This window comes from Pantoea sp. 22096, from assembly GCF_052045955.1.
GTDB classification, from domain to species: domain Bacteria; phylum Pseudomonadota; class Gammaproteobacteria; order Enterobacterales; family Enterobacteriaceae; genus Pantoea; species Pantoea alfalfae.
Genome location: NZ_JBQEPW010000010.1, coordinates 48891 through 63734, shown reverse-complemented (window position 1 = coordinate 63734; position 14844 = coordinate 48891). Strand labels below are relative to the sequence as shown.

Below are 14844 nucleotides of genomic sequence, written 5' to 3'. Positions count from 1 at the left end.
GTGAAAGTTCTGACCGTATTTGGTACTCGTCCGGAAGCGATTAAAATGGCGCCGCTGGTGCAGGCGCTGTCGCAGGATCCCGCTTTTGAATCGCGACTGTGCGTGACCGCACAGCATCGCGAAATGCTCGATCAGGTGCTGCGTCTGTTCAAGCTGGAACCGGACTATGATCTCAATATTATGCGTCCTGAACAGGGACTGACCGAGATCACCTGCCGCATTTTAGAAGGCATGAAAACCGTCCTGCTCGACTTTAAACCGGATATCGTGCTGGTGCATGGTGACACCACCACGACGCTGGCGGCGAGCCTGGCGGCTTTTTATCAGCAAATCCCCGTCGGGCATGTGGAAGCGGGTCTGCGTACCGGCGATCTCGCCTCGCCGTGGCCTGAAGAGGGTAACCGTAAGCTCACCGGCCATCTTGCCCGCCTGCACTTCACGCCTACCACCCGCTCGCGTCAGAACCTGTTGCGGGAGAATCTGCCCGATGCGCGCATTGTCGTCACCGGTAATACGGTCATTGATGCGCTGCTGTGGGTGCGCGATCGGGTGCTGGACGACAGCAATCTGAACGCACAGCTGGCGGCGCGCTATCCGTTTCTCGACCCGGATAAGAAACTGGTGCTGGTTACCGGACACCGGCGTGAGAGCTTTGGCGGCGGTTTTGAACGTATCTGCAGCGCGCTGGCGCAGGTTGCCCGCCAGCATCCCGAGGCGCAGATTGTCTATCCGGTACATCTCAATCCCAATGTCAGCGAGCCGGTTAACCGGATACTCAGCGGCATTGAGAATATCATTCTGATTGAACCGCAGGAGTACCTGCCTTTTGTCTGGCTGATGAACCGCGCCTGGCTGATCCTTACCGATTCCGGCGGCATTCAGGAGGAAGCGCCTTCACTGGGCAAGCCGGTGTTGGTGATGCGCGACACCACCGAGCGCCCTGAAGCCGTCGATGCCGGTACCGTCAAACTGGTCGGGACGGATATTGCCAGAATCGTGGCCAGCGTCAGCGAATTGCTGAGCGACGACGAGGCCTGGCAGGCGATGAGCCATGCCCATAATCCGTATGGCGATGGCAAAGCCTGTGGTCGTATTTTACAAGCCTTAAAAGATAACCGAGCCGAATTATGAGTTTTGAAACCATCTCTGTGATTGGACTGGGATACATTGGGCTGCCGACGGCAGCCGTTTTTGCCTCAAAGGGAAAAAAAGTGGTGGGCGTGGATATCAATGCGCGCGCCGTAGAAACCATCAATCGTGGCGCGATCCACATTGTGGAACCCGATTTAGATCAGGTGGTGCATGCGGCTGTTGCGCGTGGCGACCTGCGTGCCACCACGCAGCCTGAAGCCGCTGACGCTTTTCTGATCGCCGTACCGACGCCATTCAAGGATGATCATCAGCCCGACCTGCGCTTTGTAAAAGCTGCGGCGGAGTCGATTGCACCGGTTCTGAAAAAGGGCGATCTGGTGATTCTGGAGTCGACCTCGCCGGTGGGCAGCACCGAACAGATGGCCGACTGGCTGGCTGCGGCACGTCCCGACCTGCGCTTTCCGCAGCACGGTGAGACGCCCGATATTTTTGTCGCCTACTGCCCGGAGCGCGTACTGCCGGGTCAGGTGATGGTTGAGCTGATTAACAACGACCGGGTGATTGGCGGCATGACCCCCGCCTGTTCTGTCCGCGCCAGCGAGCTTTATCGGCTATTTTTAAAAGGTGAATGCGTTGAAACTAACGCCCGTACCGCCGAGATGTGCAAGCTGACCGAAAACAGCTTCCGTGACGTGAATATCGCCTTTGCCAATGAGCTGTCGCTGATTTGTGCCGATCAGGGCATTAACGTCTGGGAGCTGATTGCGCTGGCGAATCGCCATCCGCGCGTCAACATTCTGCAGCCTGGTCCGGGCGTCGGCGGTCACTGTATCGCCGTCGATCCCTGGTTTATCGTGGCGCAGAATCCCGAATTAGCCCGCCTGATCCGCACCGCGCGCGAGGTGAATGATGCCAAGCCGCAGTGGGTGCTGGACCAGGTGAAAACCGCGCTGGCGGACTGCCTGACGCAGACCGGCAAGCGCGCCAGTGATATCACCATTGCCTGCTTTGGCCTGGCCTTTAAACCCAATATCGACGACCTGCGCGAAAGCCCGGCGGTGGGCGTGGCACAGAAGATTGCCGAATGGCACAGCGGCACCACCTGGATAGTTGAACCGCACATTGAGCAGCTTGCAGATTCTCTGGCTGACAAAGCAGAGCTGGTTTCCAGCGCGCAGGCGCTGGACCAGGCCGATATTCTGGTGATGCTGGTCGATCACCGCGCCTTCCGCGCCATTGATGCCGCCGACGTTCAGCAAAACTGGATTGTCGACACCAAAGGTGTCTGGCGATGAAGCGTTTTCTGATCACGGGCGGTGCCGGTTTTATCGGCTCGGCTCTGGTGCGCTTTATCCTTTAAACGGCTTATCTGTGTGGCCGCCTGGCGTAACAACTGGCTCAGTGATGACCAGCTGCGTGCTGCCGGTGAAGCGCTGACAAAAACCGGCTACGGCCAATACCTGCTGGATTTATTACATGTCCGTCCACGTCAGTATTAATCCCCTTAGCTGGGAAAGTGCATTCTTCGGTGTTGAGACCGTGCGGCTGGAGCCGGAAGGTGACATTCCGCTGGAGCAGGCGCTGCATCATCCCTGTGCGCTGATGCAGATGAAAGTGGCTGCCAGCGAGACGGCGTTGATTGATACGCTGCAGCAGCATCAGTTCCAGCTGGCAGAAGGCGAGGCGGACCTGACGCTGGCGATTAAAGAGACAGAACGGCAGGCGGGGATTCGCATTGCGCGCGAAGCACAGATTCCGCAACTGCGTGATGCAGCGTCACAGCTTTTCAGCCAGAGCCGTTTTCGCGCGGCCTGGTACGCACCGGACGCCAGCGGCCGTTTTTATGCGCAGTGGATTGAGAATGCGGTGCGTGGGACGTTTGACGATCAGTGTCTGGTGGCCAGTGATGCCACCGGTCAGCTGCAGGGATTTGTTTCGCTGCGCGCGGTGGATGGCGATGCTCGCATTGGCCTGCTGGGCGTAATGCCTGACGCGCAGGGTCAGGGGCTGGGTCAGCGACTGCTACTGGCGGCGGCTGACTGGGCGCGGGTAAGGCAGTTGGCTCAGCTTCGGGTGGCTACCCAGCTCAGTAATCTCACGGCGATGCGCCTCTATTTACGCAGCGGTGCCCGACTCGACAGCACCGCCTACTGGTTTTACAGGAAAGGTCATGATTCCATTTAATGCGCCCCCGATTGTGGGCACAGAAATTGAGTATATGCAGTCGGCGATGAACAGCGGCAAGCTGTGCGGCGACGGCGGCTTCACCCGTCGTTGTCAGCAGTGGATGGAGCAGCGTTTTGGCAGCAAAAAAGTGCTGCTGACTCCCTCCTGTACCGCTTCGCTGGAGATGGCAGCGCTGTTAATCGATCTGCAGCCCGGCGATGAGGTGATCATGCCGAGCTATACCTTTGTCTCAACCGCCAACGCCTTTGTGCTGCGCGGCGCGCGCATCGTGTTTGTCGATGTGCGCCCGGACACCATGAACATCGATGAAACGCTGATCGAAGCCGCCATCACTGAAAAAACCCGCGCCATTGTGCCGGTGCATTACGCAGGCGTAGCCTGTGAAATGGACACAATCATGGCGCTGGCGGCTAAGCATAAGCTGTTTGTGATTGAAGATGCGGCGCAGGGCGTGATGTCACGCTACAAAGGCCGTGCGCTGGGCACCATCGGTCATATTGGCTGCTTCAGTTTCCACGAAACCAAGAATTATACTGCCGGTGGTGAAGGGGGCGCGACGCTGATCAACGACGCCAGCCTGGTCGAGCGCGCCGAGATCGTGCGGGAAAAAGGCACCAACCGCAGCCAGTTCTTCCGGGGTCAGGTCGATAAATATACCTGGCGCGATATGGGGTCGAGCTACCTGATGGCCGACTTGCAGGCCGCCTATCTCTGGGCGCAGCTGGAAGCCGCTGAACGCATCAACCAGCAGCGGTTACGCATCTGGCAGCGTTATTATGACGCACTCCAGCCGCTGGCGGCTCAGGGCCGCATCAGTCTGCCAGTGATCCCCGCCAGCTGCGAACACAATGCGCACATGTTCTACATCAAACTGCGCGATCAGGACGATCGCCAGGCGCTGATCAACTGGATGAAAGAAGCAGAGATACTGACAGTGTTCCACTATATTCCGCTGCACAGTTCACCTGCCGGTGAGCGTTTTTCGCAATTTGTCGGTGACGATCGCTTCACCACGCTGGAAAGTGAACGTCTGCTGCGCCTGCCGCTGTTTTATAACCTGTCGGATAATAATCAGAGCACGGTTATCAGCTCGCTGCTGAGCTTCTTTTCCTGATGTCATTAGCCAGAGCCTCAGTGTGGACCGCATCGTCCACGCTGGTAAAAATTGTGTCTGGTCTGCTGGTGGTCAAACTGCTGGCAGTCAGCTTCGGCCCCGAAGGTGTTGGCCAGGCAGGTAACTTCCGGCAGTTGATCACCGTGCTGGGTGTGCTGGCGGGCGCGGGCATCTTCAACGGCGTCACCACCTATGTGGCGCAGTATCAGCAGCAGCCCGGACCACTCCGGGCGATGGTGGGCACGGCATCGGCTATGGTGCTGGGCTTCTCCGGCGTGCTGGCGCTGCTGTTTCTGCTGGCGGCAGCCCCCATCAGCACCGCGCTGTTTGGTCATGACCGCTATCAGGGCGTCATCCGCGTCGTCGCCTTTCTTCAGCTCGGCATCGCCTGGGCCAACTTTACCCTGGCGCTACTGAAGGGCTATCGTGACGCGCGTGGGAATGCGCTGGCGCTGATTCTCGGCAGCCTGACTGGCGTGGCGGGCTATCTGCTCTGCTGGTGGCTGGGCGGTTATCAGGGCGCATTGATCGGCCTGGCGCTGGTGCCAGCTTTGCTGCTGCTGCCTGCGCTACTGATGCTGAAACGCCGTGCGCCGCTACCGCTGAGCTGGCTGCGGCCACAATGGCATCCTGAGCTGGCGCGTAATCTGGCAAAATATACCCTGATGGCGCTGATCACGGCGGTGACCTTACCGGTTGCCTGGGTAATGATGCGTAACCTGCTGGCAGAGCAGGAGGGCTGGGCGCAGGTCGGGTTGTGGCAGGGTGTGACCAGCATTTCCGATGCCTATCTGCAGTTTATCACCGCGACGTTTAGCGTCTGGCTGCTGCCGACGCTTGCGCGGCTCGACAACAAACGCGACATCGCACGTGAGATTGGCCGTGCACTGCGCTTTGTCCTGCCCGCCGTGGCGGTTGCCAGCTTCGCCGTCTGGGTACTGCGTGACTTCGCCATCAGCCTGCTGTTCTCTCAGGCTTTTCGCGGGATGCGCGATCTTTTTGTGTGGCAGCTGTGCGGCGATGTTTTTAAAGTCGGTGCCTATGTTTTCGGATATCTGGTTATCGCCAAAGCCTCGCTGCGCTTTTATGTTCTGACTGAGATCAGCCAGTTTCTGTTGCTGACCCTGTTCTCACGCTGGCTGATCCCGTTACATGGCGCGACGGGTGCGGCGCAGGCCTATATGTTTACCTATATGGCTTACTTTGCCCTGTGTTGTGGCGCTTTTATTGTTTACTGCCGGAAAAAATGACTTTAATTCACGTTTTGGGATCGGACATTCCCCACCACAATCTTACGGTGCTGCGCTTTTTCAATGACGTTCTCAGCGTTGAGCAGCCTGCGGCTTTCCCACGCCATTTTATGGTGGTGACGCAGCAGCCAGAGAGCCTGTCTCCGTTCAGTGCGTTACAGATCGAGTGCTTTACCAGCAAGAAAGTGCTGGCGCAGGCGGTTTTGCAGCGGGCCAGGAATCGTCAGCAGCGTTTTTTCTGCCACGGTCAGTTTAACCCGTGGATCTGGCTGGCATTACTCAGCGGTAAGCTGCGCCGTTCTCAGCTGTTCTGGCACGTCTGGGGCGCCGACCTCTATGAAGATTCGCGCAGCCTGAAGTTTCGTCTGTTCTATCTGGTCCGCCGGATAGCACAGGGACGTGTTGCGCAGGTTTTTGCGACCCGAGGCGACCTGCATCACTATCAGCAGCGCCATCGCCGCGTTCCCGGTTCACTGCTCTATTTCCCGACCAGAATGCCGGATGCTGCCGTTGAGTCTGCGCCGTCAGGGCCGTTTACGCTGCTGCTGGGCAATTCGGGCGATCCGAGTAACCGACATATTGAAGGCTTAAAGGCGATTCACACGCAGTTTGGCGAGCAGGTGCGCATCGAGGTGCCGCTGGGCTATCCGCCGGGCAATGAGGCGTACATCAGCCAGATTCAGGCCGCAGCAGAGACGCTGTTTCCTGACGGTCAGGTGAATCTGCTGCGTGAAAATCTGGCATTTGATGATTACTTAGCGCTGCTGGCGCGCTGCCATGTCGGCTATTTTATGTTTGAACGTCAGCAGGGGGTGGGAACACTTTGCCTGCTGATCCAGGCCAACGTGCCGTTTGTTCTGACCCGCAAAAACCCATTCTGGCGTGATGTGGCTGAGCAGCAGCTTCCGGTACTCTTCAGCGAAGATACGCTGTCGCCTGCGGTGATCGCCGAGGCACGCCGGCAGCTGATGCGCTGTGATAAACAGGCTATCGCCTTCTTTGCGCCAGGTTATCTCGCAGGCTGGCGAGCCGCGTTACAGCTCAGCGAAGGGGAGTTGTCATGAGTCTTATGCAGTTTGGCGGCCTGCTGGTGGTCTATCTGCTGTCGCTGGTTTTTATTCTGACGCTGACCTGGCGGGAGTTTAAGCGCGTCCGTTTTAACTTCCATCTGTTCTTTACGCTGCTGTTTCTGCTGACCTTTTACTTCGGCTTCCCGCTGACCTCCGTGCTGGTGTTTCGCTTTAACGTGGACGTGATGCCGGTTGAGAATCTGCTGGAGGCGCTGCTGTCGGCCACAGCGTTTTACGCCATTTATTACGTCAGCTATAAAGTGCGGCTGAAACCGGCCAGCGCGCCTCCGGCTAAGCCCTGGCTGCAGATGAATCGGGTTGAAACCCACCTGACCTGTGTGATTCTGGCGCTGGTCGCGCTGGGTACCGTGACGGTGTTCTTCATTCACAACGGTTTTCTGCTGTTCCGCCTGACCGCTTATAACCAGATTTTCTCCAGCGAAGTATCGGGCGTGGCGCTTAAGCGCTTCTTCTATTTCTTTATTCCGGCGATGCTGATCCCCTACTTTTTACGGCCGACCCGCCGCAACTGGCTGCTGTTTTTGGTCGTGACGGTGGCCTTTGGTTTACTGACGTATGCACTGGTGGGCGGAACACGCGCCAATATCATTATTGCGTTTGCCCTGTTCCTGTTTATCGGCATTACCCGTGGCTGGATCACTCTGTGGATGCTGGCAACGGCGGGTGTGATGGCAATTGGGGGGATGTTCTGGCTGGCGCTGCGCCGCTATAACCTCGACGTGATGGGCGATGAAGCGTTCTATACCTTCCTGTATCTGACGCGTGATACCTTCTCGCCGTGGGAGAATCTTGCCCGGCTGCTGGATAACTACGACAAAATTGAGTTTCAGGGGCTGGCACCACTGTGGCGTGATTTCTACGTGTTTATTCCGACCTGGCTCTGGCCCGATCGCCCGCTGGCGGTGTTGAACAGTGCCAACTACTTCACCTGGGAAGTGCTGAACAACCATTCTGGCCTGGCGATTTCACCCACACTGATTGGCTCTCTGGTCGTGATGGGCGGCGTCTGGGCGATTCCGATCGGTGCGGTAGTGGTAGGGATGATTATTAAAGCCTTTGATGCGATCTATCAGCGTGGCTGCCTTGAGGCCAACCGGTACACCGGTGCCATCCTGCAAAGCTTCTGTTTTGGCGCGGTGTTTAACATGATCGTACTGGCACGCGAGGGCCTCGATGCGTTCGGCTCACGTGTGGTGTTTTTCTGCCTCATTTTTGCTGCCTGTCTGGGCATGGCTAAATTACTTTTCTGGTTACTGGATCGCGCAGGTTTAATTCGCGACCGCAGCAGGCGGGTGTTGCACAGCCCGCTCTGATTAACCTCTGGGATTAACGGAAGATATGACAACGTTAAATGAGACGCCGCAGTACCGTATTCGCGGCGTTGATTTGTATGGCTTCGAAAACATGCCGTCGGCGGTGAATTTTCTGATGCCGCCGCAGAGCGTTCGCAGCGGTATTTTAGTGGCGATTAATGCAGAGAAGATCCTGACCGCTGAGCGGGATGAGGGATTACGCACGCTGTTAGCGCAAGCGGAATATGCGTATGCCGATGGCATCAGCATTGTGCGTTCGATTCGTAAAAAATATCCGCAGGCGTCGGTGCAGCGCATTGCGGGGGCAGATTTATGGGAAGCGCTGATGGAACGCGCCGGGCGGGAAGGGACGCCTGTATTTCTTATCGGCGGTCGTCAGCAGGTGCTGGATGAAACCTGCGATAAGCTACGTCGTCAGTGGAATGTGAATATTGTTGGCGCGCAGGATGGCTATTTTGCGCCAGCCGATCAGGATGCGCTGTTTGCCCGGATTGCGGCCAGCGGCGCGAAGCTGGTGACCGTCGCGCTGGGATCGCCACGTCAGGAGTTGCTGATGCTGGCGTGCCGTGCGTACTGGCCTGATGCCCTTTATATGGGCGTGGGTGGAACGTACGATGTTTTCACCGGTCATGTGAAGCGCGCCCCTGAGATCTGGCAGCGACTGGGGCTGGAGTGGCTCTATCGTCTGATTCGGCAGCCGAGCCGCCTGCGCAGGCAATTAAAACTGCTTAAATATTTGCGCTATCACTGGCGCGGCGATCTCTGATATTGCTGATAAATGCCGCATTTTCAGGCATCACGAGAGTGGAAATGTACTATTTGTCGACGAAATGCACAAAGCGTAATCAAACGCGTCTTTTTATTTAAAAAGCACTAGACACGATGGGCGCTTATCTCTAGTATGCACATCCGCAACGGCGCTACGCGCCCGTAGCTCAGCTGGATAGAGCGCTGCCCTCCGGAGGCAGAGGTCTCAGGTTCGAATCCTGTCGGGCGCGCCATATCGTTTGTGCGCATGAGCTTCGGTGGTTGATTTACCGCGGTTGGCAGTAGAGATTTAAATGCTGCAGGCTTTAAACCTGTAACATTAAGAATAGTGGTGGCTATAGCTCAGTTGGTAGAGCCCTGGATTGTGATTCCAGTTGTCGTGGGTTCGAGTCCCATTAGCCACCCCAGATTTTGCTGGGAAACGCGAAGGTGGCGGAATTGGTAGACGCGCTAGCTTCAGGTGTTAGTGTCCTAACGGACGTGAGGGTTCAAGTCCCTCTCTTCGCACCAGGCAAAACAGTTAAAAAAATCGGCGAGTAGCGCAGCTTGGTAGCGCAACTGGTTTGGGACCAGTGGGTCGGAGGTTCGAATCCTCTCTCGCCGACCATTTTTAGAAACCTGTCTGAAAAGACAGGTTTTTTTTCGTCTGTAGGAAAGAGGATGAGGACCGACAGAGGAGGTTTGAGCCGAGCGTAGCGAGACAACGTTGCTTCAGCAACGGCCCGCAGGGCGCTGCTCGCAGAGCAGAGTAATCCTCTCTCGCCGACCATATTTAGAAACCTGTCTGAAAAGACAGGTTTTTTTTCGTCTGTAAAAAAGTGGATTTGAATTTCTGCTACGCACCTCATCCCTGAGGTGCGCCCGCAAACGGGCCAACGCTTTGCGTTGTTCAGAAACGCTCCCGGCGTTTTAGCCGGGCGGTGGGACGCTTTCCTCCTCTGACCGTGTTCCCTGCGCGTTGGGCTTCTTCATTGCTGTAAACCCTCTGAAGCTTATGAAGTACTTAATACGTCTGCCATACGTGAAGCGAAGGGAGCATATGCCTGTAGCAAAGCATCGCGGGCCAGGGATGGGCCGCGCTGAGCCTGCCATGGATGGCGTCTTTTGCGTCTTTGCGAAAGGCGTATGCTCCCTGAAGCCCGCACAGCGGTGAGCGCGAGCCTGCGAAGGGAACACGGTCAGATCGGAAAGTCGCTAATGCCATCCATGGCCGCCCGACCCACGCGATTACGCACCTCATTCATGAGGTGCGCCCGTATCCGGGCCAACGCTTTGCGTTGTTCAGAAACGCTCCCGGCGTTTTAGCCGGGCGGTGGGACGCTTCCCTCCTCTGGCCGTGTTCCCTGCGCGTTGAGCATATTCATTGCTGTCAGAGTTACTCTGCTTTGATTCCACTAGCAATATAAGCAGGAACAATAGCGTCGTGAATTGCCGACAGATAAGTCATTGTTATTGTTAATTTCTAAGAGAGAATGACCTGGTTGTCTCTATTCAGAGACAGAGAAATTTATGGCTGTCGCTTCATCCCGACACATCCTGCCGTACCTCGCTCAGGAAAGGCTTAGCCAACTTCTTAAGATATTGATTGATATAAAATTTAAAAATAAATCTTAACCTGGCACGGCTTGTGCAACACTTTTGCTGTAGATGCTCATTCCACCTCTTATGTCTGCTGATGCTACATAAACCTGGGAATGATGCAGAGCCAATTTTAGGTACCTGTTGTCTGCCTGCCTGTATCGCGTAAGCCTTACAGGGTTAACAGACACCACGTTGAGTCAGGTACCTCCCGGTTGTCTTACCGACCTGATCTTGCACCTGCCCCTGGCAGGTGTTTTTTTTTGCCTGCGCAATGCGACTGGCAGATTGCAGGCACAAAAAAGCCGGGCGAGCCCGGCTTTAACCTGTCTGACAACCGCATCAGACGTTGGGATTATTCTTCAGCGTCAGCAACAATCCTTCACGACGCATCTTTGCGGCCTCTTCCGGACGATGCAGACGATCATAGACATCTGCCAGCCATGCATAATCAAACGCATCCGGACGCTGCGCCAGCGCCTGCTGCAGCGCGTCTGCTGCCTGCTGCCATTCGCCATGACGCATCAGCAACTGTCCCAGCGTACTGTGCAGCAACGGCGTTGCGCCATGCTGTTTAATCTGCTGGCGTAATGCCTTTTCCAGCGCTTCCGGATTACCGCTTTTGATGCGAGGCATCAATAGCACCAGCCGATCGTCATAATGACGCTTGAGGCCCTCCAGCACGATCGACTGTGCGGTGTCGTGATCGTTGCACTCAATCAGATGATCCGCCATTGCCACCTGCAGGGTCGTATCCTGACGGGTTTTGCGGCTCAGCGTGCCCCACCAGCGCTTCAGGCCATCGCTGCCCTGGTCGGCCATTGCCTGATTCATCAGACCCAGCCAGGCCTGCTGCTGTAACGCATCACGATGCAGGTCATCACCGACCTGCGCTTTCTGCATAGCAGGCAGAATATCCAGCAATGCACTCCAGGCGCCCGTACGGACGTACGCCTGTTCGGCCAGGCGCAGCACTTCAGGGTGACGCGGTGCCACTTCCAGCAGGCGATCAATGCTGTGACGAGCCGCATGATCTTCGTTACGGGCCAGCTGAATACGAGCACGGGCAATTTCCACCGGAATGGTATTGCTTTCAGACAGCTCAGCAGCACGTTCAAGATGCTGATTGGCACGAATTTCATCGCCACGCTGCTGGGCGGCTTCCGCGGCCAGCAGGTAGTTCGCTACCGGTACGTCGGCGTGATCGGCATCTTTAGACAGTAATTTTTCTACCTGGCGGTGATCGCCTTCTGCCAGCTTCATCAGCGCAGACTGGGTATGACGCTGCGCGCGACGGCGTTTGCGTCCGGTAAACCAGCCGCGGGTACGCGCCCCGGTGTGCAGCACACGGCGCAGCAGCCATTCCACCGCCAGAATCACCAGCAGGCTGATGATAAGGATAATCACCAGGCCGGTAACGCTGGTTTCGATATTCCAGTTATCGGTCTGAATCAGCACGTAGCCCTGATGACCGGCAATCATCGGTCCCAGCACCACGCCCGCTATCAGCAGGATAAAGAGGATAAATACCTTAAGCATGCTTAGCCTCCCTGCTGATTAGCAGCAGCAGACGGTTGCGCCAACAGGTTCCGCACGCGGGTCTGCATAAGCTGTTCCAGCAACGGCTGACTTTCCAGGTTATCCGGCAGATCCATATTGATGTTCTGCTGGCTCAGCTCATCCAGTTGGGCAAGGAAGGCTTTGGTGGCAGCATCATTAGTGTCATACCAGGCGCGAACCCAGGCGGACACGGTATCGATAGATTGTTTATAAATCTCATCCTGATGACGTGGTACGGCCTGCGCAGCAATCAGCAGACGCGAGCGGATATTCTCACGCAGGTAAACATCCTGATTCGGGGCCAGCAGCGGCTGTGCGGTATTATCGCGGCGGCGGATAGTAATAAAGTCATCCATAAAGTTATGCCAGCTTTTCACCAGATTCTGACGCCATTCACGTACCGAACCTGAGAGTTCGCCGCCGTCACTGTCCATCGGCGTATCATCGCTGTCATTATCGGCCAGACGCAGATTATCAACGTTATTCGACAGTTGATTCAGCTTGAGGATCACGCCGTCGTAGTCGACCTGCGTAACAGAAGAGAGGTTACTGATATCCTGAGTCAGGGCGCGACGCACATTCATGACGCTGGGATCGTTCATGTCAGCCAGACTGGCATCGGCGCTTTTCAGCAATGCAGCTGCGGTAGTGACATCCTGATCGCTCCAGAGTTTGCGGCCAGCCAGTTTCACCAGATAGTCCGCCTGTGCCAGCAGCCAGCTACGCACGTCGTTGCCAGAAATCACGGCCACTTTTTCACGCAGCGTTTCCAGCGCTTTTGCTGACGCAGCCTGCTGTTGCTGTGCCCTCTGCAGGGCAGTTTCAGCGCCACTCAGTTGCTGTGTCAGCTGCTGTTTATCGCTGCTGGCCTGCTGCTGCAATGCGCTTAACTGGTCGCTCAGCTTCTGATTGGTTTGTGCCTGTAAATCAGCCTGATGTTTCCCGTTAAGGTATAAACCTGCACCCATCGCCAGCGCGATGACAATCGCAACTGCACCCAACACCATGCCACCCTTTTTCGCATTACGCGGTGGTGTGCTGTTGCTGGAAGGAGAGCGGTCAACCGCTGGGGTGGTTTCTTCAACCATGGCGGAGGAGTCTTTTTGTTCCGTCATATGTGGCACATCCCATTGTTAAAGTTCAGCGTAACGCGCGCAGCAGCGCATCGTTATCGGCACCATCGGCTACCTGAATATCCTGCCAACCCAATCCTGCGGCCAGGGTAGCCAAACGTTCACTGACGACTATCAGTCGGCAGTTGAGCAGCCATTCCTCGCGATCAACCGCGGGGAACAGCGAAAAAAGCTGTTGTAACATTTCACCACTGGTCACCACCAGCACAGAGACGCCGCGATCGCGCCAGCGGCGGCCTTCAACCGGTCCGTCATAATGCTTCTGGCAGCGCTGGTAGCAGGCAGCAAACGTTACCTCAGCACCTCGCCGGGTTAATGTTTCTGCCAGCAATTCGCGTCCGGGATCGCCACGCAGGATCAGCGCACGTTTACCGGCAACCTGCTGAAGCGTGTTTATCTGGATCAATTCCTCACTGGTTTCATGCGCATGAGGCCAGGTCACCTGCTGTCCGCTGACGGTGTGAAACGCCAGCGCGGTGCTGCGACCAATTGCATAATAGTCCAGCTCCGTGGGCCATGCTTTGATCGCGTGCTGTGCGTAGTGAATCACCTGCTGAGAAAGAATAAAGACGAGATCACCGGCACGAAGTCCGGCGAGCCTGTGAGGCAGGGAATCGAGATCAGCGCCTGGCGCAAACTCGATCAACGGCAGGCTCCACGCCTGTTTGCCAAGGGCATGCAGGCGTGACACCAGCTCTGCCGCTGCGGGTTCCGGGCGCGTCACCAGGATGGTCATGCCGGCGGCTGCCCCTGATAGACCTCTTTCAGGATTTCACGCGCGCCGCCGTTCAGCAGTTCATCGGCAAGTGAGATGCCCATCTCTTCAGCCTGAGCGCGGGGACCACGGCGTTCGCCGCTGACCATCACCCGGCCATCCGGTGCACCGACCATGCCGCGCAGCCAGAGCTTATCGCCTTCCAGCACCGCGAAACTGCCAATGGGGACCTGGCAGCCACCCTCTAAGCGGGTATTCATGGCGCGTTCCGCTCTGACACAGACTTCGGTGTCAGCGTGGTTCAGTGCCCGTAACAGGTCAATCAGGACGCTATCATCCAGACGGCATTCAATGCCGACTGCACCCTGACCCACGGCGGGCAGGGAGACTTCGGCAGGCATTGCCTGGCGAATGCGATCTTCCAGCCCCAGACGCTTCAGTCCGGCGACGGCAAGAATAATCGCGTCATACTCGCCGGCATCGAGCTTGCCGAGTCGGGTACCCACATTGCCGCGCAGCGAGCGGATCACCAGATCCGGACGGCGCGCGCTAATCTGGCACTGACGACGCAGGCTGGAGGTACCTACAACGGCACCCTGTGGCAGCGCATCAATGGAGTCATAGTGATGAGAAACGAACGCATCACGCGGATCGTCGCGCTCGCAGATGGTTACCAGGCCCAGACCTTCAGGGAAACTGACCGGCACATCCTTCATAGAGTGCACTGCCATGTCGGCACGGCCATCCTGCATTGCCAGCTCAAGCTCTTTGACAAACAGCCCTTTACCACCGACTTTTGCCAGCGGCGTATCAAGGATAATGTCACCTTTGGTGACCATAGGCACCAGCTCAACGCGCAGTCCTGGATGGGCACTCATGAGTCGTTGCTGTACATAATGTGCCTGCCATAATGCGAGCGGGCTTTGTCTTGTAGCAATTCTGAAAATTTTGTCTAACATGCTGTTAACCATTTTTATCGTTCACTGAATATCCTATCATCTCTGGGTGAATACTGTCAGTTTCAACGGATTGAAAACGGCCTG

General features: G+C 56.6%; 12 protein-coding genes, 4 tRNA genes, 1 other RNA gene and 1 pseudogene. 14 read left to right on the top strand and 4 right to left on the bottom strand.

Annotation, left to right across the window (positions count from 1 at the left end):
• The 14 genes and pseudogenes from wecB (at position 1) to ACTJKZ_RS20515 (ending at position 9584) form a co-directional block, all read left to right on the top strand.
• The gene (wecB, locus tag ACTJKZ_RS20580) at positions 1-1131 is read left to right on the top strand and encodes a non-hydrolyzing UDP-N-acetylglucosamine 2-epimerase (RefSeq protein WP_161733877.1); all 1131 of its coding nucleotides are present in this window, start codon (positions 1-3) and stop codon (positions 1129-1131) included.
• On the top strand, positions 1128-2387 hold the full coding sequence (wecC, locus tag ACTJKZ_RS20575; protein WP_222924761.1) for a UDP-N-acetyl-D-mannosamine dehydrogenase: 1260 nt from the start codon (positions 1128-1130) through the stop codon (positions 2385-2387). Before wecB ends, wecC begins: the two co-directional genes overlap by 4 nt.
• 84 nt (positions 2388-2471) lie before the next feature.
• A pseudogene (locus tag ACTJKZ_RS20570) lies at positions 2472-2591 on the top strand (glucose-1-phosphate thymidylyltransferase 2 RmlA2); the annotation flags it as partial.
• The gene (rffC, locus tag ACTJKZ_RS20565) at positions 2569-3276 is read left to right on the top strand and encodes a dTDP-4-amino-4,6-dideoxy-D-galactose acyltransferase (RefSeq protein ID WP_222924758.1); all 708 of its coding nucleotides are present in this window, start codon (positions 2569-2571) and stop codon (positions 3274-3276) included. The pseudogene ACTJKZ_RS20570 and the gene rffC, both read left to right, overlap by 23 nt.
• Positions 3263-4393 carry a dTDP-4-amino-4,6-dideoxygalactose transaminase gene (rffA, locus tag ACTJKZ_RS20560; protein ID WP_033784417.1) on the top strand — a complete coding sequence of 377 codons (1131 nt, stop codon included), beginning with the start codon at positions 3263-3265 and terminating at the stop codon, positions 4391-4393. Before rffC ends, rffA begins: the two co-directional genes overlap by 14 nt.
• Positions 4393-5643, top strand: coding sequence for a lipid III flippase WzxE (wzxE, locus tag ACTJKZ_RS20555; protein WP_161733884.1), 1251 nt, complete (start codon positions 4393-4395; stop codon positions 5641-5643). The genes rffA and wzxE overlap by 1 nt, the downstream gene beginning before the upstream one ends.
• A complete protein-coding gene (locus tag ACTJKZ_RS20550; RefSeq protein WP_440829997.1) occupies positions 5640-6707 on the top strand; it encodes a TDP-N-acetylfucosamine:lipid II N-acetylfucosaminyltransferase in 1068 nt (355 codons plus the stop codon). The genes wzxE and ACTJKZ_RS20550 overlap by 4 nt, the downstream gene beginning before the upstream one ends.
• Positions 6704-8047 carry an ECA oligosaccharide polymerase gene (gene wzyE, locus ACTJKZ_RS20545; RefSeq protein ID WP_161733888.1) on the top strand — a complete coding sequence of 448 codons (1344 nt, stop codon included), beginning with the start codon at positions 6704-6706 and terminating at the stop codon, positions 8045-8047. Before ACTJKZ_RS20550 ends, wzyE begins: the two co-directional genes overlap by 4 nt.
• Before the next feature lie 25 nt (positions 8048-8072).
• Positions 8073-8813, top strand: coding sequence for a lipopolysaccharide N-acetylmannosaminouronosyltransferase (gene wecG, locus ACTJKZ_RS20540; protein ID WP_440829996.1), 741 nt, complete (start codon positions 8073-8075; stop codon positions 8811-8813).
• A gap of 158 nt (positions 8814-8971) precedes the next feature.
• Positions 8972-9048 (top strand) — tRNA-Arg (locus tag ACTJKZ_RS20535).
• A gap of 98 nt (positions 9049-9146) precedes the next feature.
• Positions 9147-9222, top strand: a tRNA-His gene (locus ACTJKZ_RS20530).
• 16 nt (positions 9223-9238) lie between these two features.
• A tRNA-Leu gene (locus tag ACTJKZ_RS20525) sits at positions 9239-9325 on the top strand.
• Between the two features lie 20 nt (positions 9326-9345).
• Positions 9346-9422 (top strand) — tRNA-Pro (locus tag ACTJKZ_RS20520).
• Positions 9423-9454: 32 nt separating this feature from the next.
• Positions 9455-9584: non-coding RNA, RtT sRNA (locus tag ACTJKZ_RS20515), on the top strand.
• Between the two features lie 1151 nt (positions 9585-10735).
• Here ACTJKZ_RS20515 and hemY read toward each other — a convergent pair.
• The 4 genes from hemY to hemC are packed head-to-tail and all read right to left on the bottom strand — an operon-like array spanning position 10736 to position 14760.
• The gene (gene hemY / locus ACTJKZ_RS20510; RefSeq protein ID WP_161733892.1) at positions 10736-11932 is read right to left on the bottom strand and encodes a protoheme IX biogenesis protein HemY; all 1197 of its coding nucleotides are present in this window, start codon (positions 11930-11932) and stop codon (positions 10736-10738) included.
• 2 nt (positions 11933-11934) lie between these two features.
• Positions 11935-13068, bottom strand: coding sequence for a uroporphyrinogen-III C-methyltransferase (gene hemX, locus ACTJKZ_RS20505; RefSeq protein WP_161733894.1), 1134 nt, complete (start codon positions 13066-13068; stop codon positions 11935-11937).
• A 25-nt stretch (positions 13069-13093) separates the two neighbouring features.
• On the bottom strand, positions 13094-13822 hold the full coding sequence (hemD, locus tag ACTJKZ_RS20500; RefSeq protein WP_150013259.1) for a uroporphyrinogen-III synthase: 729 nt from the start codon (positions 13820-13822) through the stop codon (positions 13094-13096).
• On the bottom strand, positions 13819-14760 hold the full coding sequence (gene hemC / locus ACTJKZ_RS20495; protein WP_222924755.1) for a hydroxymethylbilane synthase: 942 nt from the start codon (positions 14758-14760) through the stop codon (positions 13819-13821). Before hemC ends, hemD begins: the two co-directional genes overlap by 4 nt.
• Positions 14761-14844: the final 84 nt, after the last annotated feature.

Coding starts and splice junctions, on each gene's coding strand:
- wecG (WP_440829996.1), top strand. CDS start 8,073: ATGACAACGTTAAATGAGACGCCGCAGTACCGTATTCGCGGCGTTGAT.
- wzxE (WP_161733884.1), top strand. CDS start 4,393: ATGTCATTAGCCAGAGCCTCAGTGTGGACCGCATCGTCCACGCTGGTA.
- hemX (WP_161733894.1), bottom strand. CDS start 13,068: ATGACGGAACAAAAAGACTCCTCCGCCATGGTTGAAGAAACCACCCCA.
- hemD (WP_150013259.1), bottom strand. CDS start 13,822: ATGACCATCCTGGTGACGCGCCCGGAACCCGCAGCGGCAGAGCTGGTG.
- hemY (WP_161733892.1), bottom strand. CDS start 11,932: ATGCTTAAGGTATTTATCCTCTTTATCCTGCTGATAGCGGGCGTGGTG.
- wecC (WP_222924761.1), top strand. CDS start 1,128: ATGAGTTTTGAAACCATCTCTGTGATTGGACTGGGATACATTGGGCTG.
- hemC (WP_222924755.1), bottom strand. CDS start 14,760: ATGTTAGACAAAATTTTCAGAATTGCTACAAGACAAAGCCCGCTCGCA.
- wzyE (WP_161733888.1), top strand. CDS start 6,704: ATGAGTCTTATGCAGTTTGGCGGCCTGCTGGTGGTCTATCTGCTGTCG.
- ACTJKZ_RS20550 (WP_440829997.1), top strand. CDS start 5,640: ATGACTTTAATTCACGTTTTGGGATCGGACATTCCCCACCACAATCTT.
- rffA (WP_033784417.1), top strand. CDS start 3,263: ATGATTCCATTTAATGCGCCCCCGATTGTGGGCACAGAAATTGAGTAT.
- rffC (WP_222924758.1), top strand. CDS start 2,569: ATGTCCGTCCACGTCAGTATTAATCCCCTTAGCTGGGAAAGTGCATTC.